Source organism: Lacinutrix jangbogonensis, assembly GCF_000797445.1.
Taxonomy (GTDB): Bacteria; Bacteroidota; Bacteroidia; order Flavobacteriales; family Flavobacteriaceae; genus Lacinutrix; species Lacinutrix jangbogonensis.
On the sequence record NZ_JSWF01000016.1, the window covers coordinates 146,365 to 167,743 of the forward strand.

Sequence of the window (21,379 nt, forward strand, 5' to 3'; positions counted from 1 at the left end):
GGAATAGTTCGTATAAAGATACATTTGAACTTATTAACTCAGATAAAGAATTTTCAATTGAATTATTTGAAGATTCTTTATTTATGAGATCCGGGCCAATATTAGTCAGCTTACATTAACTAGTGATGCGTTGTAATAAAGGCTTTCACTCTTGTCCAAGTATCCAATAAATGCTCTCCAGACCAACCATGCCCTTCATTTGAATAAAGAGTAAACTCATGCGTAATATCTAAATCTGTTAATTTAGCATCCATATCTGCACCTTGCGAATTTGGTATTAATGGGTCCATGCCACCATAAAATAATACTGTTGGAGGTGAAGTATTTTTTGCTTGATGAAAAGGACTATAAAGTTCTAAAAAATCATTAGATGGTGTGACTCCAAAAAACAAAAAGCCTGGATTTATAATACTCGAATAGGCTGGATCTGCCAAATTTGTTGGTCCAACAATACTAGCAACCATATTAATGTTGTTCTGTGTGTCGTAATCATAACTCCATAGCATTGCTAAATGTGCGCCTGCACTAACACCAAAAAACCCATAATCTTGAGAAATAATGTATTCACTTTGGTTTGTTTTTAAATGATTTATTACAGCTGTAATATCGTTAAGTTGCATTGGAAAAGGAGAAACACCTTGCGATGCTAAGCGATAATTTATATTAACAATAGCATATTCTGGTAGGTCTTCTTGAATATTAGTTTTATAAGTATTCATATGTGTTTTATCACCAGAAGTCCAACCGCCGCCATGAACAAGAATAATGATTTTTGTGTTTTTATTTCTGTTTTCTGGCAGGTGAATATCGTAAACTTGAGCGCTATCGTTACCATAAGATACATTTAGCATTTGGGTTGCCATAACGGTAGTTTCTGTCTCTTGCGGTTCTGTTGTGTTATCAGAATCTTCAGAACAAGAAAAGTTTAAAATAAATAGCGGTATAATAAATAAAAAACGAAAAGATAATTTTTTCATAAACAAATAAGTATTTACTTTAGTAAATGTTAATGTAAGGTACGTATTATGGCACAATTTATTAGAATTTACGAAGAGAATCCAAATCCTAAAGAGATTAAGAAGGTGGTCGATGTCTTAAAACGCGGCGGATTGGTAATTTTCCCTACTGATACTGTTTATGCTTTAGGTTGCGATATTAATAATAATAAAGCTTTAGAACGCATTGCAAGAATTAAAGGCGTGAAGCTTGAAAAGGCTAAGCTGTCTTTTATCTGTCATGATTTAAGTAACTTAAGCGATCATGTAAGGCAAATAGGTACTAGTACATTTAAAATTTTAAAACGTGCATTACCTGGACCGTATACTTTTATTTTACCTGGTTCAAAGTCATTACCATCAGTTTTTAAAAAGAAAAAAGAAGTTGGTATTCGTATTCCTAATAATAATATAACCTTAGAAATTGTAAAAGCTTTGGGAAATCCTTTAGTGTCTACATCTATTCGTGATGAAGACGAAATTTTAGAATATACCACAGATCCAGAGTTAATTCTCGAAAAGTGGAAAAACCTTGTCGATCTTGTTATTGATGGTGGTTATGGTGGAAATGAAGGATCTACAATTGTAGATTTGTCTGGTGATGAACCTTTGGTGATTAGAGAAGGTAAAGGGAGTCTGGATATATTCTAGTATGAAAAATTAAATATATTAATATTATAAGTTATATTGAATTTATAGCACACGCTTTAAAGGCTATTAAAGAATTCTATAGTAAAGTATGTGGTTGTAAATTCCAAGATTATCGTAAAAATTATATTTTATTTTTTCAAACGTAATCAGGCTTAGATATTGGTTTCAAAAAATAAAAACAAAACAAGCAATAGGTTTTGGTGCTTTCGTTATAATTTAAAACGGAGACTTAATTGAAACTAAGCGAAATATTATTGAAACTAGCGGAAAATTAAAGTTGATATTTTTTCTTTCCCAGGAGGTTGTAGATTTTCATTTTTAGATCCATCAGGAAATGAAATTACAGTTTTTACTTATGCTGATGAGTACTACTATTAGTTTTTTTTATTATGTGTTTAATTACAACCTAAGTCTATTTGAGATTGAGAATCTCCATTTGGAATACAGTTTCCCGAGAAAACAGATTCTGGAACATAACGCTCCAAATTAGCATCATAAAGTGCGTTTTCTACAAACGATGTTAAATCTAAAATTTCTTGCTGCGTTAAGTCAACATCTATAAAACTTTGTGCTAATTGAGTATTTGGGACTAACTCATTTTCTTTTTGTCCAGAAGCAATGTAGCTAATAATGTTTTTTAATGTTGTAAACGAGCCACCATGTCCATAAACAGAATTACCTTTTAGATTGTATATAGTCGGTACTTTAAACTTAAAATTATCTTCAGGATTATTCGTGAAACCACCTCTGCCTTTTCGCATTGTATTTAATTGGTCTTCATTAATAACTATATTATTAGTCGCGTTCATATCGTTTAAACCCAATGCATAAAAGGCATTAGATTTAAGAGCAGGCCCCGTATGGCAACTAACACAATTAGCCTTATCGAAAAAAAGAATTGCACCTCTTTTTTCTTCGATAGACATGGCGTTGTAATCACCGCTTAGCCAATATTGCCAAGGTGCTTCGTTAGATAATAGCGTTCGGTTATAAGCTGCAATAGCTAATCCTCCTGTTAATTTAGAATAACGCTCATTTTCATCTATATCTGGAAATGCTTGATCGAACATAGCTTTATATCCATGAGTATTGACAAAATCTAAGTCAATTTTTAACCTGTGCGCTGTTTGGCCATTCATTCCTTGTACTTCAAGACCTTCATATCCTAATACGTTTTCAGGAATAGTCTCAAGATGTAAATTTGTATACGGTGTATTAATATCTGTACCTCCTAAAGCACCATTCCATAACATCACTTTTTGATAAGCTACATTTAAAAGAGTAGGTACTTTTATTGGAAGAATATCTACAGAGTCTAATGGCATATTAAGATTAGGAATCCTAGTTTCTCCTTGATTACCATAACCAAAACCGCCTTCACCAATACCTTGAGTATTTCCAGAATAGAAACTTGAGGCCATTGGGTGACAGCTAGCACAGGAATAGGCACCTGTCTCACTATCCATTTTAGGATTCCCTCCAGTTGCAGTATCATGAACTAACATTTTTCCTAAAGTAACTTTAGCTGTTGTTATAGGGTTTAATGGGTCTTGAGGTATAGCTGCATAATCGTTAGCGCTTGGAAGTAAAAAATAACCTGAACCAATACCCATGGAATTGTTATCAATTAAGCTTAATAACTCACTATCTATTGTAGAAATATCTTCATAAGAAGATTCGTTTTCACACGAGAAAATAATAAGAATTAAAATAAAGCTTAGAATTTTATATAAACAGTTGTGTAGCATTTTTCGTCTCGATTTTTATTGTAGCATTTAAATCTAGTTTTTTAATTGTTAACAATGTCCTTTTTTTAGATAAAAGTACATAATGTCTCTATAGAATTGAGTCAACTAGGTAGTTATTAAGCATAAAAAAGCCCAATCCTAAAGATTGGGCTTTTCAATTTTATATAATCCTAAAGATTAATTTTCTTCAGATAAATTTTTCATTTCCGTTTCAATCATTTCATAGAATTGATCGATTTTTGGTAGAATGTAGATTTTAGTTCTTCTGTTTATTGCTTTATTTGTTGGAGAGTCGTTAGCGACTAAAGGTAAGTGGTCTCCACGTCCAGCAGCAATTAACTGTTCAGGTTTTACACCTAAATTTTGTAAAGCTCTTACAATTGCAGTACTACGTTTTACACTTAAATCCCAATTATCAATTAATACACCTTTTTTATAAGGTACATTATCTGTATGGCCTTCAACCATTGCTTCAAAGTTAGGCTTACTGTTAATTACAGTGGCAACTTTTCCAAGAATTTCATTTGCTCTACTACTTATATTATAACTTCCTGTTTTAAATAATAGCTTATCGGATAGAGAGATAAAAACCACGCTTTTTTCAACGTTAATTTCAATGTCATCATCATTTAATCCTACTTCTTTCTTTAAACTAGTAACTAAGGCTAAAGTAACACTGTCTTTTTTAGTTATTGCATCTTGTAATCTAGAAATTTTTAATTCTTTCTCTTTAATGCTTTCTAAAGATTTTTCAAGATTTTTGGCACCTTGAGTTGTTAAAACAGTCATGTCTTTAGACGATTCTATTAAGGCTTTATTGTTTACCCTCATATCTGCAACGCGTTGTTTAAGTTCTTCTAAACGAGCAGAAGCAGCAGCTTCATCAGCAAGACATTTATTTAGTTTAACTGTTGAAGTGTTTAAAAGATCTTGAGTGTTTTTTTGCTTTTCTTCAAGAGCTATGAAATCTTTTTTAGAGACACATGAACTTAAGACTAGTAATGTAATAGCACTAAATACTAATAATTTTTTCATAATTGTTATCGGTTAAAATTAAATTTAAACAAGTCAAAAATAGCCAATTTTAATATGTTAAAAAAAGGATTAACAAAACTTTTGCTAAAAGTGCTACAAATTTGTAAAATACTTATTTTTAGTAGCAAAATAAGACCATACAACAGATTTTGTTTTGTAATAATTGGTTTTCTGTTTAAGCATATTACGCTGTTTTAATAGCATAGGTAACATGGCATAAAAACTAATATGTGCTTTTAAAATGGCAAAAATATGTGCGAATTTTAATTCAAACAAAAATTTAATAGCGGCTAATCCATCTAAAGTCAATCTAGTAAATAGTAATACAAAAAGATTACCAGAAGCATTCTTGGTTAAAGTTGCAAGGCTGTTTCTGAAATTTAGGTATGTTTTTTTTGGATTCGTTTTACTTAGTGTTGCGCCACCAATATGATATACTATAGATTGTGAAACGTACTTGGAAGTAAAGCCCAAATTGAATGCCCTCCAGCATAAATCTATTTCTTCCATATGCGCAAAAAACGATTCGTCAAAACCATTTAAAGCATTAAAAACCTCTTTTCTAATAAAGAAACAGGCACCAGAAGCCCAAAAAATATTAGTGTTATCGTTGTACTGTCCTTGGTCTTCTTCAATCTCCTCAAAAATGCGACCACGACAGTAAGGGTAGCCATATTTGTCTATAAAACCGCCAGCTGCGCCAGCATATTCAAAGTATGTTTTCTTTTTGTAGTCTAATATTTTAGGTTGAATAATGGCTGTATTGTCTTCAGTTTTAAATGTGTCAATAACAGGAGTGAGCCAGTTTTTTGTAACTTCAATATCACTATTAACTAAGCAGAATATATCTTCTTCTAAATGCTTTAAGGCGTCATTATAACCTTTAGCATAACCTCCGTTTTCTTTATTTCTAATAATTTTCACTTCAGGAAAATCAGATTCAATAAAACTAATAGAATCATCTGTAGAAGCATTATCTGCAACATAAATAGTTGCGTCTTGAGAATGTTCAATAATAGAAGGCAAGAACTTTCGTAAAAGTGCTTTTCCATTCCAATTTAATATGACTACAGCTGTTTTCAAGTGTTTGTTTTAGTTTTTATATAAAGTGCAAAGTTAATTAACCAAAATAAGATACAACTTTCAACCAGTCTTTGATAAAATCCTATGTAATTACTTTCTGAGTTAATAACAAGAAGCTGAGTGAAAACAATAGCAACGATTCCACAGATAATAGATAACATTGCGATTCTTTTCCCATTGCCCCATTTTTTTGCGCTAATTCCTATTAAAATTAGGCAAATAGGGACAACTAAATAGGTTAGGCCACCAGAGAAATTATGTATTAACTGTGAAATACTCGGGTTAATTAATGCTCTATTGCATCCAGCATCACAAGGGAAAATGGCAACTATAATTGTCCCAGCGCCATAAAAAACACCAAATAATATCAAGCCTATTTTTGTTAAACTGGATTTTGGTAAAAATTTTAATGCAGAAAAAGCAAAAGCTGTTATAAAAATACCAGTTGGAATATAGCCAAAAAGTCTAATGTAAATTCCGTATGTTGTATCTATAGCATAACTTTCACTAATAAATTGTTGTATGTGATTGTAACCAGGAATTAGAGCTCCACCTAAAATTGATGATACAATAAATAAAAGTGTACCAATAATTCCGGACCAAAAAGTAACTGTTTTATTCATTTGAAGTATAATTAGGGATGTCTTCCAAAAACTCATATTTTTCAGCCTCAAAATCCATAACACAATAATAATGATTTAATCCATTAGTCACCATTAAATAGGTTGCATTTAAAGCCAAATTGTAACGTGCCACTTGGTCGAACGTATCTTGTTTAATTTTTATTTTTGGTGCTTTACATTCTACAATTAAGTGAATACTACCATCTGTATTAAAAACAACAATATCATAACGTTTCTTTAAATCGTTGACTTTTAGTTCTTTTTCAACGTTAATAAGGGATTTAGGATAGCCTTTTACTTCAATTAAATAGTACACGCAATGCTGCCTTACCCATTCTTCGGGTTGTAGGATTATAAATTTTTTACGAATAGCATCGAATATAGATACTTTATTTTCGCTATTTTTGAAACGAAACGTAAACTTTGGAAAATTGAGTGCTTGCATCAAAGCAATTTATTGTTTTTTCAAAGTTAAGCTTCAACAATCAAAAACCAAATTACAACGGCTTTTTATTCGTTCAATTTGGGATTTGGAATTATTTAATTTGGAATTTGAACTACTTTGGACGAAGTTAAAAAACTAGTTACAGACATAAGGAATAAGAAACTTGCACCTATTTATTTACTAATGGGTGAAGAAGCATATTATATTGATAAAATTTCAGATTTTATTCAAGATACTGTTTTAGCCGAAGAAGAGAAAGGTTTTAATCAGATGGTCTTGTATGGTCGTGATGTTACAATAGAAGACATCGTGGGTAATGCCAAGCGTTTTCCAATGATGGCAGATAAACAAGTGGTTATCGTAAAAGAGGCTCAAGACTTATCGCGTACTATTGATAAATTGGCAGATTATGCTAAAAATCCACAGCCATCCACCGTTTTGGTTATTTGCTATAAATACAAAAGCGTAGATAAGCGAAAGGCAGTTTATAAAGCTATAAAAAAAGCAGGTGTTGTTTTCGAGAGTAAAAAATTTTACGACAATCAAGTGCCAGATTGGATAAGAAGAACATTATCTACAAAAGGTTATAAAATAGCTCCAAAAGCATCACAAATGTTAGTAGAGTTTTTGGGTACAGATTTAAGTAAAATTAATAATGAATTAGAAAAACTTCAAATCGTTTTACCACAAGGCACCGAAATATCTCCATTGCATATTGAAGAAAATATTGGTATTAGTAAAGACTATAATAATTTCGAATTACGAAAAGCAATAGGTTCTCGTGATGATGTAAAGGCTTTTAAAATAGTGAATTATTTTGGTGAGAATCCAAAAGATAACCCAATGGTAGTGACGGTTTCGTTACTGTTTAATTTCTTTTCTCAATTATTACATTTACATGGTATGAGTGATAAATCGCCAAGAAGTGTTGCCTCTGCATTGCGTGTTAACCCCTATTTTGTAACTGAATATTTGGATGCTGCACGAAATTTTCCAATGCGAAAAGTGAGTGGTATTATTGCAGTATTGAGAGAGTTTGATGTAAAAAGTAAAGGTGTAAATGCCAATGCGATACCACAGAAAGATTTATTGAAGGAAATGCTAGTTAGGGTTTTAAATTAAACCATTCTTTTAAATGAAGAATAGAATGCTTGTTGCCATAATGATAGAATATACAAGGGCAACTGCACCGTTAAAAGATATTCTTTCTCATATAACGGAAAAAGACTTTTCTGAAATTAGAGATTATAAAACTACAGATGAAGATTGTAAATCTATTTTAGCAGTAGTAAATCATTGTATTAATTCGGGATATACTTATGCAAATTATATAGATTCTATAACTCAAGATAGTACTTGGTTAGCGTACGAAAAAGTTATTGTTAATCCTTTAATGGCAATAGATGAACTTGATAAAATGCTAGATTATACTCAAGCCATTTTAGAGAAGATAAGCTTTTATACCGATAAAGAATTAGAGCAGTTTCAAATTAAAACCAGATGGCATGTAACTTACGATGTTGAGCAATTATTAGAACATGCAATAGTACACATATTAAGACATCGTCTACAGATAGAAAATTTCCTTAAAACTTAAATACAAATGAAAAACTTATTATTTCTTCTTGTTATTGTACTGTTTTCTTGTAAACCAACCCAAAATCTTCCTGATCCTTATGAAGTAGGTTGGAATGGAGAGAAAGTATGCGAGGTTTTAAGTGAAACGAAAAAACAACGCATTTTAAAATGTGTTTTTCCTCCAAATGTGGGGCACGAAAAACACTACCATAATCCACATTTTGGTTATACGTTAGCAGGAAGTACTTTCCAGATTACAGATGTAAAAGGGATACGAAATGTTCCAGTTAAAACAGGAACTAATTGGTCTAAAACAGAATTAAGTGAGCACGAAGTGCTTAACGTTGGAGATAGTACCGCGGTGTTTTTAATTGTAGAGTCTAAGTAGTATTCGATGAGATTAAGTTATTAATGATTACCATTAAAAAGTGATTTTTAAATATTTAATAATCACATTTCATCCAGTTCCATATTAAAATCGTACTGTAAATCTTCATGAAGATTTACAATCTTCTTAGTTATCGCCTCAATATTACGATCGTAAATATTGGTGAGCGTTGTGTTTCTTGAAATAGAAGGTTTCATAGCTTTCAACTTTTTACAAAAGTAGAGTAGAAGTTCTACTTCTGTTTCTTTGTTAAGCGAATAGCGAATGTACTTTTTGGTGTTTCTTAAAATTTTCCGAACACTCTTTTTTATATAGAAATAACTATCGGTATTAATAATGTCGAACTGTTCGTCTATTTCTTCTTTAACGGTTTCAATATAGCCAGCTTCACTGTCTGCTTCAAAAAGTAAATAGGTGAGTAGTTCTTTGTTTTCCTTTTTAAAACGAGATAACCGCAAACAAAGCTCTGCAAGTTCTTCACTCGACTTGTGCTTTAGTTCTTTCCTTATGGTGACTACTGATACTGCTTTCATTACATGTTTATTTTTTTATTTCCGAGAAGACAGAAATCTCTTAATAAAAAAGGGATCTGTTTGGTTTATAACCTTACGTGTACTCCTTTCTCTAATTCGTCTTTACTTGGTGTTTCAAACCAAGTTTCCATAAAATTAAAATCGGCTTCTGTAACTTCAAATTCAAACGTTTGACCTTTTTCAATATTACGATTTAAAACACGTTTTCTTCTTGTACTTTTAGGTATATCTAAAAAATGAAGTTTCACTTCAATAGCATTATCTATTGCAAAAATTCTGAATTTTTCACGATGTTCAAATTTTGAAAGGCCTAAGTCTAATATGGCGTCTGTTTTACTTTCTTTTAGTTGTAAAATTAAATCTAAAATTATTGATTCTGAGCGTTCAATACGTTCTAAAAACCATTGTAAACCATCGGTTTCAGTCTTATCTTTTAAAAACAAGGTGTTATTCCACTTGTCAATAGAAAAAACGACTCCTTTAGTTTCCTTTTTTAATTGATTAGAATATGTCGTTTTCCCAGAACCTGTATTACCAACTATTAAATGTATCATTATATTTTGTAATGTTTCTTTATCGTGTGTTTCACTTTAAAGAGTCTTAATATTCCAATAATTAAAATTATAGGAGAAATAATGGTTAATATAATCCCGAAAGTTTTAAGGTCCGTTAAAAATTCTAGCTTAAGTATTGTTATTCCAGAACCTAAAAAGACCACAAACGTTCTAAAATAAGCTAAAAAAGTACGTTCGTTAGCTAGTTTAGTGCGTTCTATGGCTAACCAATCTCTTGTAGTTAAATCGTTTTCGTTTATCATAAATTATCCTTCTCTTATTGAGATTAAAGAAACTGCTTTCATTTTAAGTATTAAATTAAAAGAGAACGTATCTTTAATATAAATTTAAAATTAATCAATTGAAATGCATTTCAATATAAAAACATAAAAAAAATAAAAAGCTAGTTAGAAAAATAATCTAACTAGCTTTTTTTAATATTTAAAGATTGGTTATAATATTACCAAGTCATTTTATTAAACCAATAACGATCTCCATAATTTGTAATGTAATATACCATAGCATAATCCTTTACTTCTCTAACCGTTTTTGTTATCACAAAAGGAATAGTAGATGTTCCACTTTGATAAGGAATCACAGAAGGTCTGTTAAATGTGCCTTTATTGTCTGTAAAAAATGTGCTAAATGTAATGTGTCTATCGTTATTTGAAAAAACACGTAATCCGTTTTCTAAAAACAAAGTAGATAGAGATCCTTTTTCTTTAGCTTGATTTTTTAATTTTTCAGACTTAAATAAAGGAGTGAAACTTTTTAAAGTACCCTTAGTATCAAAATTTACAATAACACTAGAGCCATAAGTATAGAAATAGTCTAAATCTGTACTTGTTGTGTTGCCAGTTTTTCTAAACTCACTATCGTATAAATACTTTTCTCCAATCATAAAAATATCGTCCCCTTTAACCTTAACATCAACAACTTGAAGACTTTTTAAGTCTTTAGCATTTAAGGTGTCGCTCCATTCATGAATTCCTATAAGATTATTTGTGCCTAAATTGTATAAAAAAGCACCATCATTGTTGTTTCCTTCTTTACTGTTTATTTTCACGACTGATTTTTTACCATTCCAGAAAAACCCTGTAAGCATTGATTGGCCGTTAACATCAATAAGTTCCATTTCCATTGGTATAAAACCTTCCGAAGAAAAATCTAAGGTCTCAACGCTTTTCCCATTAAAGGTCAATAATTTATTATTTCGACTTTTTTTGAAAGCATCAACAGTTTTGTTCATGACTACAAGACCAGAGTTTTGTAAAAAAACAGCTTCTCTATAAGACTTTCTGCTATCGAATGTTAGTGTTTTAGTCTGTTCCCAAAGTAAATTTAACTCCATATCGTACACCCAAATCATCACTTTTTCTTTTGTTTTCTTAACAAAAGGCATATTGGCAACAATGGCAAATTTTGTTTTATCTGGAGAGATCGCTATCTTGTAAAATCCAGATTTTGAATACTTCTGGATAGGAAAAGAAGATAACACTTTATTGTCACTCACACTATTTCCTTTCTCACTAAACACTTGTGCATTAACTTGATGTTTAGCAGATTTTTTATCCATAACTTTTGATAAAAAAATAAGTTTGCCATCAACTTCTATAACTTCTTGCAAGTCTGCAGCACGCAATCCTAATTTTGGTAAGTTAAAAGTAAGGCTTTCACCAGCTTTCATGTCTTGATCGTATTTTGTTAGAACCATAGCTTTGGTGTTATCCATCATCACATTATCTAAATGATGTAAGGTTGTAAAACCATAAGCAGAAGGAAACACAATTTTATAAGTGTCCTTTTCGCTTTCTTTTTTAAAGTGTGTGCTATGTTCTGTATTAAATACTTGAGCAAAACCAAAGCCAATAGTAAGGCAAGTAATTAAGGATAATATTATTTTTTTCATAGTTATTTTAATTTATAAACTTGCTCTTCAAGTTTTGTAAATGTTGCTTTTTCATCATAATTCAAATCAAGATCAATGCGTCTATCTTGCATTATTTCTAACGTTTCTTCGGCTTGAGCTTTATCTTTTATACTTATATCGACACGCATTAAATTAAATAAAATCATTTTTGCAACCTCTTTATTCATTGTTGCTTTTTTGTTTTTGTAATCTACTTTTTCAAGTTCAGATTTCCATAGATTTCTAACCGAAATAAGTCCAGATATAGCACGTTCTCTTGTCTCTGAAGACGCGTTTTTCTTCATCTTTCTATAGGCAGAAATTGCTTTAATTTTAGCATTCTCTAAAACATCATACTCTCTTTTTTTGTTTTTCGGAAATTCTATAGTGATAGAAGATGCTACAGGAATAAACCCATACTCTTCATCAAGATATTTACCAATAGACGTCATTATTTTATTGACGTTACTTTTTTCATAACGGTCTAAATTAATGGTGTTACTATTTGAAGATGTTAAAAATTTAAACTCTTCATCAAATTTTTTCTCGCCAATAATATCAGCACCTTTCATTACTTTAAGGTTTGTTGGTTGTGCGTAGAATGTTTGTCCGCCATTATCCTGAAATTCCATTTTTGTAATATTAATGAGAATTAAAAGATCGTTACCTTTTTCATAGCCCATTAACTCAACGTTATCTGCCAATACTTGGTTATCAAAAATAAGATGATCGTCTAAGTTTGGTTTCGTGTAAATAGGTTCTCTAGGTTTAACATATCTTGGTTTTGCAGGTACAGTTAATCTTGGTTTTTTACCTTGATCTGTTATTGTTAAACGCTCTAAAAGTGATAGGCTTTTAAAATCTTTCATTTCTTTATCGTAGCGTGCTTCTGCTTTTTTAACTTCCTCATCATGTCCTGCTAAATGTGCATCAAATTCAGCTTCACTTTCTTCAACAATAGTGGTGTAATTTGCTTTCTCAGTTTCAAAGTCAGCTAAAGATTGTATGTTTAGCTCTTCTACAGTAAGTGTATAAGGTGTCTCAACAATTACGTTGTAACTTTTAATAGATTCCTCTAAGGGATTGTTAGGTGTTCTAACATTAAAATAACTAATTTTCTCAGACATAGCACGCTGACCGAAAGAGGCTATAGAAATAGCTATACAAGCGAACATTAAAAGGTGATTTCTTTTCATTTTGTAAAATTTAAAATATTTAGTAGTTTTTTACGATAGTAAACAGCCAGCGAAAATACAAAAATTAAGCTACAATTATTTTATAGCTTTATTTTAGAAGTGGTTTTCAATATTTTGCATGTTAATATTTTTTATCCTTTTAGTAAATTAACGCTTACTGTGGCTAATTGGCTATTTGGAAACCTTGAAAAATGATTTGCTTCTGGTTTTAAACCAGCTTCTTCTGCTACTGTATTAAACACATCGACTTCCAATATATATTGGTCGCTGTAACCATGTGTCGCATCGTAAGCTGTAGCTGCAGTTCTACCAATGTTCTTAGCTGTAAGTTCTGGACTTATAGTATGCAATTCTATAATTAGCAATCCAAATTGCTCGACATAAGGCTTCCATTTTTGTAAATGTTCTAATAAAGAATCTTCCACCAAATTATTACTAATACGTTTACCTTTATAAGCAAATGCTCCTGTTGATTTGCTAACACGATTAGAAGGTGTTTTTGGCCCTTCCCAAATACGATTATGATCAAGGAAGGTTCGCACGTTTAGTAAATCTTTCAATTCTATATTATAATCTTCACGCAAATCTTGTGCTAATAAATCTGGTCTACCAATATCTCCCCAAATTACTTTAGCCCAAATATCAGCTTTTATTAAATTGGCTCGCGTTACTTTAAGTGCAGCTTTATTGAAATCTGCTCCAACAAGTAATAATGGATACTCTTCAAGCAATTTACCACGCAGCGTTTGGTGTTCTATAACATCGAATATATGCTGAATAAAAGCACCATTACCACAACCCATATCAAGAATACCTTTAGGCTGTTGTTCTATGGGTTTATTAAAGAGCTTAATAATAACTTGATCTATAACTTTAAAGTAAGTAGAATGTGCGCCACCGCTTCCCCAAACATTCATTTCGCGATGTACATGTTTTTCGGTTTCACCATCGGCAGATTTTAGTACTAATGGATTACCAAAAAGTAGTTCGTCTAATTGCAAGAATGTTGGCAAATAGGACACAGTCACACCATAAGCAGAAGCGCGCTTAGCAAAAAACAGACCACGATCTGTAAATTGGTAATTTCCATTCTTCTTTTTAAACCATCCTAAATAACTTAAGAAATCTAATATTTTCTTAAAACTTTCTGGATCTTTATGGTATTCTTCAGCAGAAAAAGAGGCATCCATAAAGTATTTATGAAACAAGCCATTGACTCCTAATAGCACCGTAATCGGAGCCACTATGCAACCTTCGATATGTTTTAATATTTGGTGTTCTACGGTGTTTTCTTCTGGCTTCTGTAAGCCATAATTTACGCTGTATTTTTTAAATATACGTTCTAAAACGATGAAAGCATCGCTTCCAATACCTTCGTAAGGAAAGCGAACAGCGTAGTTTAATACATTTACAGCATCTTCGTAAAGATGTGCTATTTTAAAAGCCGTTTCGCTGTTTTTATTAGTGGAATAGATTACAGTATTATTTTTAATATCTTGCGTTAGCCAGCCTTGAGAACACAAAACTCTAAGGGCAATATTTAAATAACCTTCATTAGCTTTAAAGTGTGAAACAATTGTAGATAACTCTACTGTTTTATTATTCAGAATAAAATCTAAAACACCTTTTTTATACAACGCAAATGTCGTAGTTGCTGTGGCTATACCATCAAGATGTCTAAATATGTTACCTCTAAGTTGTGCTTTATCTTTTTTTGTTAGCATTTTTTTTAGTTTGATTTAAAGATATAAAAAAAGCGCTTACTAAAAGTAAACGCTTTTAAGTGCTATAAATATGCTACATAGTTAATTTATAAAAGGATTGCTCCATTTTTCATCTGTATAAACATTTGTGCCTCCTAGAGTTCTAATAAAGGCAATTACGGCATTCATTTCTTCTTGCGTCATGTTTAATTGTTGTCCGATACCGCTTGGTCTTAATCTCGGATCTAAATTTGGATTTGCGATAGTATTTATGTTATTGTAGTGGTTTAGTACTGTCGCTAAGTTACTACTAGCTCCAATATGCATAAATTGCCCGTTAGCTGTGCCATCTATTTTAACAACATCTCGAAGACTTGGAGACCTTGTAATTGTGAAATCTGTACCTATACCATTTGCATTGCCAATATTACCATTGTTTAAGGAATTTGGGTCTATATCAAATTCTGGAGCTTGATGGCATCCTGCGCAACCAACACCACCCGAAATACGTGAACCTAGGTTATTGAAATTTGGTGCTTGCAAAAACAACTGTTTGCCTTGGTTTTCTTCTGTTGTATAATTAGGAAAAGGTTGCCCATCATTTGGTACTTGAGCTCGTCCTTCATCAAACTTGCTATCAAAAGATTGTATACTTCTTATAAATTGAGCTAAAGCATTTTGCACTTTAGTTTCATTAATTTCTGTGTTGCCAAATGCAAAATTGAATAAATCTGGATAATATTCTGTAGTTTGAAGTTTCGCTATTAAGTCTTCAAAACCCAAATCGCCATTTTCTCCACTAAATCCCATTTCTATATGATCTTGAATTGGCATTGTTGTTTGTATTTCTAAGGAGTTCGCGCGTTCATCCCAGAAAAATTTATTTTCATTTGAAAATCTTGAATTTATTAATCGCATTGAGTGTCTTCCGGTGACGCCGTCCACGCCAATACTTTGAGAGTTGTCATCACCAAACGCTAAATCTTGTTTATGGCAACTTGCACATGCGATGGTGTTATTTACCGAGAGGTTTTTGTCGTAAAACAGTACACGACCTAAAGTTGCTACTTCATCGTTTATCATATTACTAGCAGGCGTATTATCTTTAGTAATATATACTGGAATAAGCTGTTCGCTATAGTTAAATAAATTATCAAAATCGATATCTAATACGCTAGAAAAATCGAATGTAGGATCTTGATCTTGAGTTTGAGGATCTTCAGTATTTTGTGCATCATCACTAGCACAACTTATTATTGTGAAAATAAGGCCTAAAAAAAATAATCTCTTCATAGTAGTTGGGTTTTATACTACTTATGACAAGATTATTTTAAAAAGGTTTAATTGAAATTATTTTAATTTTGATATAAAGTATGAAATTTTGATAATTAGACCGATATGATTTTAAAATAATTTATCTCAATTTAGGATAATCTTTAGGATTATCTTCGTGCATTACATCGTAAATAGCTTCATATATATCTTCAGCTGAAGGTTTAGAGAAGTAATCACCATCTGTACCATAAGCAGGTCTATGTGGTTTTGCAGCTAATGTTTTTGGAGCGCTATCTAAATATTGGTAACCGTTTTGTTTGTTTAATATTTCATCTAATAAATATGCTGAAGCGCCTCCAGGAACATCTTCGTCTATTACCATTAAACGATTTGTTTTAGCTAAACTCTTTACAACATCATGGTTTAAATCGAAGGGCAATAAAGATTGCGCATCAATAATTTCGACATCTATACCAACTTGTAATAACTCTTTTGCAACGTCTTGTACAATTCTTAGGGTAGAACCATAAGACAGAATAGTTATGTCGTTACCTTCTTTTACAGTTTCTACAACACCAATAGGTGTTTTAAACGCTCCGAAATTGGTAGGTTTTTTTTCTTTTAATCTGTAACCATTTAAACATTCTACTACTAAGGCCGGCTCATCACTTTCTAGCAAGGTGTTATAAAAACCAGCAGCTTTAGTCATATTTCTTGGTACTAAAACATGAATACCACGAATTAAGTTTAAAACGCCTCCCATTTGAGATCCAGAATGCCAAATACCTTCAAGTCTGTGACCACGAGTTCGTACAATTAAAGGTGCTTTTTGGCGTCCTTTAGTTCTGTAATGTACAGTAGCAAGATCATCACTCATTATTTGAAGTGCGTACATGATATAGTCCAAATATTGAATTTCTGCAATTGGTTTTAATCCACGCATTGCCATACCAATACCTTGGCCTATAATAGTGGCTTCGCGAATTCCAGCATCTGCAACTCGTAATTCACCATATTTTTCTTGTAAACCTTCTAATCCTTGGTTTACATCACCAATATTCCCAGCATCTTCACCAAAGATTAATGATTCTGGATATTTGCTAAAAATAGCATCAAAATTATCTCTTAATACCACACGACCATCAACTTCTTCATTGCTGCCATCGTAAATGGGCTTGATCTCTTTTATGTTTTGAGCTGCAGAAGCAGTTTCGTTATGTAAATGAGAGCTGTATTTTGGTTGAACGATACTAAAATATGTATCAATCCATTGTATTAATTGTGTTTTGGCTGGAGATGTTTCTGAAACTAAATAGCGTAAAACACGTCTTGCCGCTGAAGCTAAATCTTTACGAGCAGGTTCTGCAATGGCCATTAAAGCGTTATTTATTTTTTCAATAAACACTCTATTTACACTTGATGCAGCTACTTGTGTTATAATTGCTGAAATCTCGTTACGTTCATTTAAAATAGGATCTAAGTAAGCATTCCAAGCTGCTTTTTTGCCTTCTCGAACAGCTTTTTTAATTTCCTTTTCTATAAGATTTAATTCTTCGTCTGTAGAAATTCCAGTTTCTATCATCCACTTACGCAACTGAACATTACAATCCATTTTTGCTTCCCAATCTAGACGTTCTTTATCTTTATAGCGTTCGTGAGAGCCAGAAGTAGAGTGACCTTGTGGTTGTGTTAATTCATTAACATGTATTAAAACAGGCACATGTTCTTTTCTTGATATTTTAGCAGCTTCTTGATAGGTTTCAATAAGTGCAACATAATCCCAGCCTTTAACACGAAGAATTTCGTAGCCTTTGGCTTCATTATCACGTTGGAAACCGCTTAAAATCTCAGAGATGTTTTCTTTTGTTGTTTGGTATCTTGCGTGCACAGAAATGCCATAGTCATCATCCCAAACACTAACAACCATTGGTACTTGTAAAACACCAGCAGCATTAATAGTTTCGAAGAATAAGCCTTCACTTGTACTCGCATTACCTATTGTTCCCCATGCAATTTCATTTCCTTTATCAGAAAATTTAGTAGCATCAATTCCTTTTACATTTCTGTAAATTTTTGACGCTTGAGCTAAACCTAAGAGTCTAGGCATTTGTCCTGCTGTAGGAGAAATATCTGCGCTTGAATTTTTTTGTTTTGTAAGATTGTTCCATTGTCCATTCTCATCTAAACTAAAAGTAGAAAAATGCCCGCCCATTTGGCGACCACCAGACATTGGTTCTAAAGCGATATCTGTATTTGCATATAAACCTGAGAAAAAGGTTTGAATATCTAATGCACCAATGGCCATCATAAAGGTTTGGTCTCTGTAATAACCAGATCTAAAGTCTCCATTAGCAAAAGCTTTTGCCCAAGCGAGTTGTGGTACTTCTTTTCCGTCTCCAAAAATTCCAAACTTAGCTTTCCCAGTTAAAACTTCTCGACGACCTAGTAAGCTACATTCTCGACTTGTAACAGCAATCTTATAATCTTCTAAAACTTGCGCTTTAAAATCGTTAAAGGATAACTCTTTTTTTAAGTCGGAATTTGTGCTCATAGTTGTCTGTTTTTGTGAACACAAATTTAACAAATAAAAGTCGTTTTTGCAATATGAAACTATCTTAAAAAATTGCTAAGTTTTTAATAATTCAACAATTTAACTGCGAATAATTCATAATAATGTATTTAAATGAAAATTCGTTGAAGATTACTCAGGTTTTTAATACCATCTTCTGGTAAATAAACTTAATAAAGTTTTAGGTGATAAAGTAATTATAAATCGAATACTTTGATCGTAATTAGGTTGTGCTATTTCCCACCCTAAATTAGAATACACAGGAAGGTACAGTTCGAAATAGTCTTCAACCAAATTTAGACGTATTCCAGCATCGTAAACAAATTTAGGATTGTTGTTGTGGCTTTTTACTAGCCCTAGATCTCCATAAGCCATAATATAACGCCAAATGGTTGTACTTCCATTAGCCGTTGTTATCCATTGATTTGCAAAAGCTGGCTCTAATTGTGACTTAAATCCACCTTCAGAAACAATGAGTTGCTGGCTAAATAATCCTGCTTCTTCAGAGCGCCCTATATAATCATAATCAAACAAATAATCTGTTGGTCTGTCTAAAGCAAAGCTGAAGAAATTTGTAGTTTCATACGTTTTGTTATACAAAAAGGTTCCAGCGAATAAGCGTAAATTATATTGCCGGTTGCCCTCGGTAAGTTTTCTGAATTCTGCTGTCGCCGATAATTTACCAAAGTTTTTTGCCAGTTGTAAGTCTGTATCCCAAGAACTAAAGTTTTTTAAATTAGGATCTCTTTCGCCATATTTGATATTAAAAACACTGTATTTAGGTTCGCCTTCAGTTTCAAATTCTCCTGTTAGATCAACCTGTCTATCGATATTTACATATCTAAATTTTAAGAAGCTTCTTCTATTATCTCTCAAATTATTTGGATCTCTAAATCTAAAATCTATAAAAGGAGTATAAGAGGTGTATGATAGGTTAGGAGCGTAGTTGTAGTATTCCCCTCCAAGGCCATATTTAGTGTAGTAATTTCGTGAATGCTCTCTACGGTCTGCATAGCTTACAGAGGCGCTACCAACCAATTGTTTGCTTTTTATAGCGTATTTGGGGCTTACTCGATATAAAAAATTCTTAGTTAAGAGTGTTTTATTATATAGTTTCAAGCCAGGTGTAATTCCATCGTAAAAATTATAACCAAATTCTGGCATAAAGAACACTTGACTATAATTAGGGTCTTCAATATCCTTAAATAATCTAAATTGAAGAGGTTTGTTATTAGCTAAAAACCCTCCTAAAGATTTCCAGTTATTTCTTAAATTCATTTCTGGAATAGTAGTGTTATAATTTAGTGCGAGCTTATCTGCTTCATTATTTGCAATTGTAATTGTTTTATAACCTTTAAAACCTTCAATCCATTGCTTTGATAAAACACTATCGTCTTTAATAGTGAATAAAGACACTGGCATTAAATGATTCTTTTTGTTTTTAATAGTTATAGTTAGAGAGTCTTCTGTTTTTTCAACAGATTTAATTTTGAAATCTATTTTTTTACTGCTACCAACATAATCATCAAAAAACCAATTAATATTTTTATCTGTGTGTTGTACTAAATAGTCTTTAAAGGCTTCAGTAGTTGTAGCTTCAAGTTTGTTATCTTTTAAAAATTGAGTTAGCATTTTATTCATGGAATTAGTATCCATGTATTCGTCAAGATATTTTAGTCCAACGCCTGCTTTGTATTTATTGGCGATATTTTTGTTGAATTTTAGAAGCGAATCTTTAGGCATATCTAATGGTTGATCTAAATTAGAACGTGCCATATGCATGTATAAAAAATTGTATTGATCGTTAAATTTTAAGTCTGAAGCATGAAACGCACGCACGCCCCAAATATCAGCGAGATTGCCTAAAATTTTCATATCTGGATAATTTTCATCAACGTATTTCATTAAATAATACGTTTGAATACCGTCTATTAACCACTGGTCTTCTCTTGGGTTTATTATTAATGTGTTTTCAAGATAATTATGTAAAGTTGACTTTAATATTTTTAATTCGTATTGAAACGAATCAGAAAACGGACGCACAAAATCGGGTAACAAGTTTAAACCATAAATTGGGCTTTTCTTGTAGTCGATTTTGGTTATAAGCACTTTTTTATGCGGATAATCCCCAAGATTTTCACTAATAAAACTGGCGATTTTATCTGTAACAACTGCTATTTCAGTAGGTTTTAAATTTTCTTCATCTATATTAGATTCTACAGTAAAATAATCGGTTTCTACACTTTCATAAGTATCTTTTTTATTTAAAAACAGCTTAGAATTTATTCTATTATTTCCTTTAAGAATAGTGAGCCTTGTTCCATTTCCGTTGATGTCTTCTGTATATTCTTCATCTAATTCACTTATTAAAGAATAATTATTTGGGTAGTTAACCTTTAAACTAATATCTGCTTTAGGTACAAATGCATCGTCTAAATTTTTGTTGCTAAAGTATTGCCATTTACCATTAAATACAGCAGGAGTAATGTACCAGTATCTTAAATTGTAATCGTCTTCATCTGTAATACCATAACGCGTAAACTTATCGTTTGGCACCTGTACAATATAAACGAGATTAAGTGTGTAACTTTCGTTTGGCAGCAGAGGTTGGTTTAGCGTGACCTTTATAATATCTGGTTGCTTTTCTAAGCGTGAAAAAGTAGATTCTGTATTGTTTTCTTTAATTGAAATTATGGTTGTAAATCCACGATCTTCATTTTTCGCAAAATGAAAGGTGTTTTTAAACTCATCTGCAAAGCGCTCTGCTAAAGGTGTATTTTTGGCTGAATAGCTATGACTCCAATCTGTTAGATAAATGGTGTCTAGAGCAATATTTGAAGTGTTATAATACGTTATAGCCTGCTCGATATTGATGCTTTTCTTTTCGAGATCGAAAGTCGCATTAATATCAAGTTTGTTCTGGCTATAAACAGAAAAACACAGAAATAGACAAAATATAAAGGAAGTGAAATTTAGATTCAATTTACTTTTAGCAACTTTAAAGATTTAACATTTACACCATTTAATGCAACATAATACATTCCGTTTGAATATGAAGTTGTATTAACATTTAATTAATTATTTTCGTTAATAG

General features: G+C 31.7%; 19 protein-coding genes. 4 read left to right on the plus strand and 15 right to left on the minus strand.

What is annotated here, in order from left to right; translation table 11 throughout:
* Positions 1 to 119 precede the first annotated feature (119 nt).
* Positions 120 to 1,034 carry an alpha/beta hydrolase gene (locus RH82_RS03140; RefSeq protein ID WP_241147998.1) on the minus strand — a complete coding sequence of 305 codons (915 nt, stop codon included), beginning with the start codon at positions 1,032 to 1,034 and terminating at the stop codon, positions 120 to 122.
* On the opposite strand from RH82_RS03140, the gene RH82_RS03145 reads away from it, so the two are divergent.
* Positions 1,026 to 1,646 carry an L-threonylcarbamoyladenylate synthase gene (locus RH82_RS03145; RefSeq protein ID WP_034057969.1) on the plus strand — a complete coding sequence of 207 codons (621 nt, stop codon included), beginning with the start codon at positions 1,026 to 1,028 and terminating at the stop codon, positions 1,644 to 1,646. The two genes, RH82_RS03140 and RH82_RS03145, sit on opposite strands and share 9 nt — an antisense overlap.
* Positions 1,647 to 2,041: 395 nt before the next feature.
* On the opposite strand, the gene RH82_RS03150 is transcribed toward RH82_RS03145, so the two are convergent.
* From RH82_RS03150 to RH82_RS03170, 5 genes are all read right to left on the minus strand, one after another.
* Positions 2,042 to 3,394, minus strand: coding sequence for a cytochrome-c peroxidase (locus RH82_RS03150; protein ID WP_034057970.1), 1,353 nt, complete (start codon positions 3,392 to 3,394; stop codon positions 2,042 to 2,044).
* Positions 3,395 to 3,571: 177 nt separating this feature from the next.
* On the minus strand, positions 3,572 to 4,429 hold the full coding sequence (locus RH82_RS03155; RefSeq protein WP_034057972.1) for an OmpA family protein: 858 nt from the start codon (positions 4,427 to 4,429) through the stop codon (positions 3,572 to 3,574).
* A gap of 93 nt (positions 4,430 to 4,522) precedes the next feature.
* On the minus strand, positions 4,523 to 5,512 hold the full coding sequence (locus RH82_RS03160) for a glycosyltransferase family 2 protein (protein WP_034057975.1): 990 nt from the start codon (positions 5,510 to 5,512) through the stop codon (positions 4,523 to 4,525).
* Complete coding sequence (locus RH82_RS03165) at positions 5,509 to 6,135, minus strand: DUF998 domain-containing protein (protein WP_034057978.1); 627 nt, start codon at positions 6,133 to 6,135, stop codon at positions 5,509 to 5,511. Before RH82_RS03165 ends, RH82_RS03160 begins: the two co-directional genes overlap by 4 nt.
* The gene (locus RH82_RS03170; protein WP_034057979.1) at positions 6,128 to 6,580 is read right to left on the minus strand and encodes a type I restriction enzyme HsdR N-terminal domain-containing protein; all 453 of its coding nucleotides are present in this window, start codon (positions 6,578 to 6,580) and stop codon (positions 6,128 to 6,130) included. The genes RH82_RS03165 and RH82_RS03170 overlap by 8 nt, the downstream gene beginning before the upstream one ends.
* 117 nt (positions 6,581 to 6,697) lie before the next feature.
* Between RH82_RS03170 and holA the strand changes: the two genes are divergently transcribed.
* The 3 genes from holA to RH82_RS03185 are packed head-to-tail and all read left to right on the plus strand — an operon-like array spanning position 6,698 to position 8,546.
* The gene (holA, locus tag RH82_RS03175; protein WP_034057981.1) at positions 6,698 to 7,702 is read left to right on the plus strand and encodes a DNA polymerase III subunit delta; all 1,005 of its coding nucleotides are present in this window, start codon (positions 6,698 to 6,700) and stop codon (positions 7,700 to 7,702) included.
* Between the two features lie 13 nt (positions 7,703 to 7,715).
* The gene (locus RH82_RS03180) at positions 7,716 to 8,177 is read left to right on the plus strand and encodes a DinB family protein (RefSeq protein ID WP_034057984.1); all 462 of its coding nucleotides are present in this window, start codon (positions 7,716 to 7,718) and stop codon (positions 8,175 to 8,177) included.
* A 6-nt stretch (positions 8,178 to 8,183) separates the two neighbouring features.
* Complete coding sequence (locus RH82_RS03185; protein WP_034057986.1) at positions 8,184 to 8,546, plus strand: cupin domain-containing protein; 363 nt, start codon at positions 8,184 to 8,186, stop codon at positions 8,544 to 8,546.
* A 62-nt stretch (positions 8,547 to 8,608) separates the two neighbouring features.
* On the opposite strand, the gene RH82_RS03190 is transcribed toward RH82_RS03185, so the two are convergent.
* The 9 genes from RH82_RS03190 to RH82_RS03230 all read right to left on the minus strand — a co-directional run bounded on the left by RH82_RS03190 (position 8,609) and on the right by RH82_RS03230 (position 21,267).
* Positions 8,609 to 9,079 carry a hypothetical protein gene (locus RH82_RS03190; protein WP_034057988.1) on the minus strand — a complete coding sequence of 157 codons (471 nt, stop codon included), beginning with the start codon at positions 9,077 to 9,079 and terminating at the stop codon, positions 8,609 to 8,611.
* A 65-nt stretch (positions 9,080 to 9,144) separates the two neighbouring features.
* Positions 9,145 to 9,633: an AAA family ATPase gene (locus RH82_RS03195; RefSeq protein WP_034057990.1), complete on the minus strand. Its 489-nt coding sequence runs from the start codon at positions 9,631 to 9,633 to the stop codon at positions 9,145 to 9,147.
* Positions 9,633 to 9,896, minus strand: a complete 264-nt coding sequence (locus tag RH82_RS03200) for a DUF202 domain-containing protein (RefSeq protein WP_034057992.1) — start codon at positions 9,894 to 9,896, stop codon at positions 9,633 to 9,635. The genes RH82_RS03195 and RH82_RS03200 overlap by 1 nt, the downstream gene beginning before the upstream one ends.
* A 197-nt stretch (positions 9,897 to 10,093) precedes the next feature.
* Positions 10,094 to 11,542, minus strand: a complete 1,449-nt coding sequence (locus tag RH82_RS03205) for a hypothetical protein (protein ID WP_034057993.1) — start codon at positions 11,540 to 11,542, stop codon at positions 10,094 to 10,096.
* A gap of 2 nt (positions 11,543 to 11,544) precedes the next feature.
* A complete protein-coding gene (locus tag RH82_RS03210; RefSeq protein WP_156112400.1) occupies positions 11,545 to 12,738 on the minus strand; it encodes a hypothetical protein in 1,194 nt (397 codons plus the stop codon).
* Between the two features lie 131 nt (positions 12,739 to 12,869).
* Positions 12,870 to 14,462, minus strand: a complete 1,593-nt coding sequence (locus tag RH82_RS03215) for a class I SAM-dependent methyltransferase (RefSeq protein WP_034057998.1) — start codon at positions 14,460 to 14,462, stop codon at positions 12,870 to 12,872.
* A gap of 81 nt (positions 14,463 to 14,543) precedes the next feature.
* Entirely contained in the window at positions 14,544 to 15,734 is a 1,191-nt protein-coding gene (locus tag RH82_RS03220) for a cytochrome-c peroxidase (RefSeq protein WP_034058000.1), read from the minus strand.
* Between the two features lie 121 nt (positions 15,735 to 15,855).
* Positions 15,856 to 18,267, minus strand: a complete 2,412-nt coding sequence (locus RH82_RS03225; RefSeq protein ID WP_034058001.1) for an alpha-ketoacid dehydrogenase subunit alpha/beta — start codon at positions 18,265 to 18,267, stop codon at positions 15,856 to 15,858.
* 162 nt (positions 18,268 to 18,429) lie between these two features.
* Positions 18,430 to 21,267: a gluzincin family metallopeptidase gene (locus tag RH82_RS03230; RefSeq protein ID WP_052158187.1), complete on the minus strand. Its 2,838-nt coding sequence runs from the start codon at positions 21,265 to 21,267 to the stop codon at positions 18,430 to 18,432.
* Positions 21,268 to 21,379 lie beyond the last annotated feature (112 nt).

Coding starts and splice junctions, on each gene's coding strand:
- RH82_RS03145 (WP_034057969.1), top strand. CDS start 1,026: ATGGCACAATTTATTAGAATTTACGAAGAGAATCCAAATCCTAAAGAG.
- RH82_RS03150 (WP_034057970.1), bottom strand. CDS start 3,394: ATGCTACACAACTGTTTATATAAAATTCTAAGCTTTATTTTAATTCTT.
- RH82_RS03155 (WP_034057972.1), bottom strand. CDS start 4,429: ATGAAAAAATTATTAGTATTTAGTGCTATTACATTACTAGTCTTAAGT.
- RH82_RS03165 (WP_034057978.1), bottom strand. CDS start 6,135: ATGAATAAAACAGTTACTTTTTGGTCCGGAATTATTGGTACACTTTTA.
- RH82_RS03170 (WP_034057979.1), bottom strand. CDS start 6,580: ATGCAAGCACTCAATTTTCCAAAGTTTACGTTTCGTTTCAAAAATAGC.
- RH82_RS03180 (WP_034057984.1), top strand. CDS start 7,716: ATGAAGAATAGAATGCTTGTTGCCATAATGATAGAATATACAAGGGCA.
- RH82_RS03185 (WP_034057986.1), top strand. CDS start 8,184: ATGAAAAACTTATTATTTCTTCTTGTTATTGTACTGTTTTCTTGTAAA.
- RH82_RS03190 (WP_034057988.1), bottom strand. CDS start 9,079: ATGAAAGCAGTATCAGTAGTCACCATAAGGAAAGAACTAAAGCACAAG.
- RH82_RS03195 (WP_034057990.1), bottom strand. CDS start 9,633: ATGATACATTTAATAGTTGGTAATACAGGTTCTGGGAAAACGACATAT.
- RH82_RS03200 (WP_034057992.1), bottom strand. CDS start 9,896: ATGATAAACGAAAACGATTTAACTACAAGAGATTGGTTAGCCATAGAA.
- RH82_RS03205 (WP_034057993.1), bottom strand. CDS start 11,542: ATGAAAAAAATAATATTATCCTTAATTACTTGCCTTACTATTGGCTTT.
- RH82_RS03210 (WP_156112400.1), bottom strand. CDS start 12,738: ATGAAAAGAAATCACCTTTTAATGTTCGCTTGTATAGCTATTTCTATA.
- RH82_RS03215 (WP_034057998.1), bottom strand. CDS start 14,462: ATGCTAACAAAAAAAGATAAAGCACAACTTAGAGGTAACATATTTAGA.
- RH82_RS03220 (WP_034058000.1), bottom strand. CDS start 15,734: ATGAAGAGATTATTTTTTTTAGGCCTTATTTTCACAATAATAAGTTGT.
- RH82_RS03225 (WP_034058001.1), bottom strand. CDS start 18,267: ATGAGCACAAATTCCGACTTAAAAAAAGAGTTATCCTTTAACGATTTT.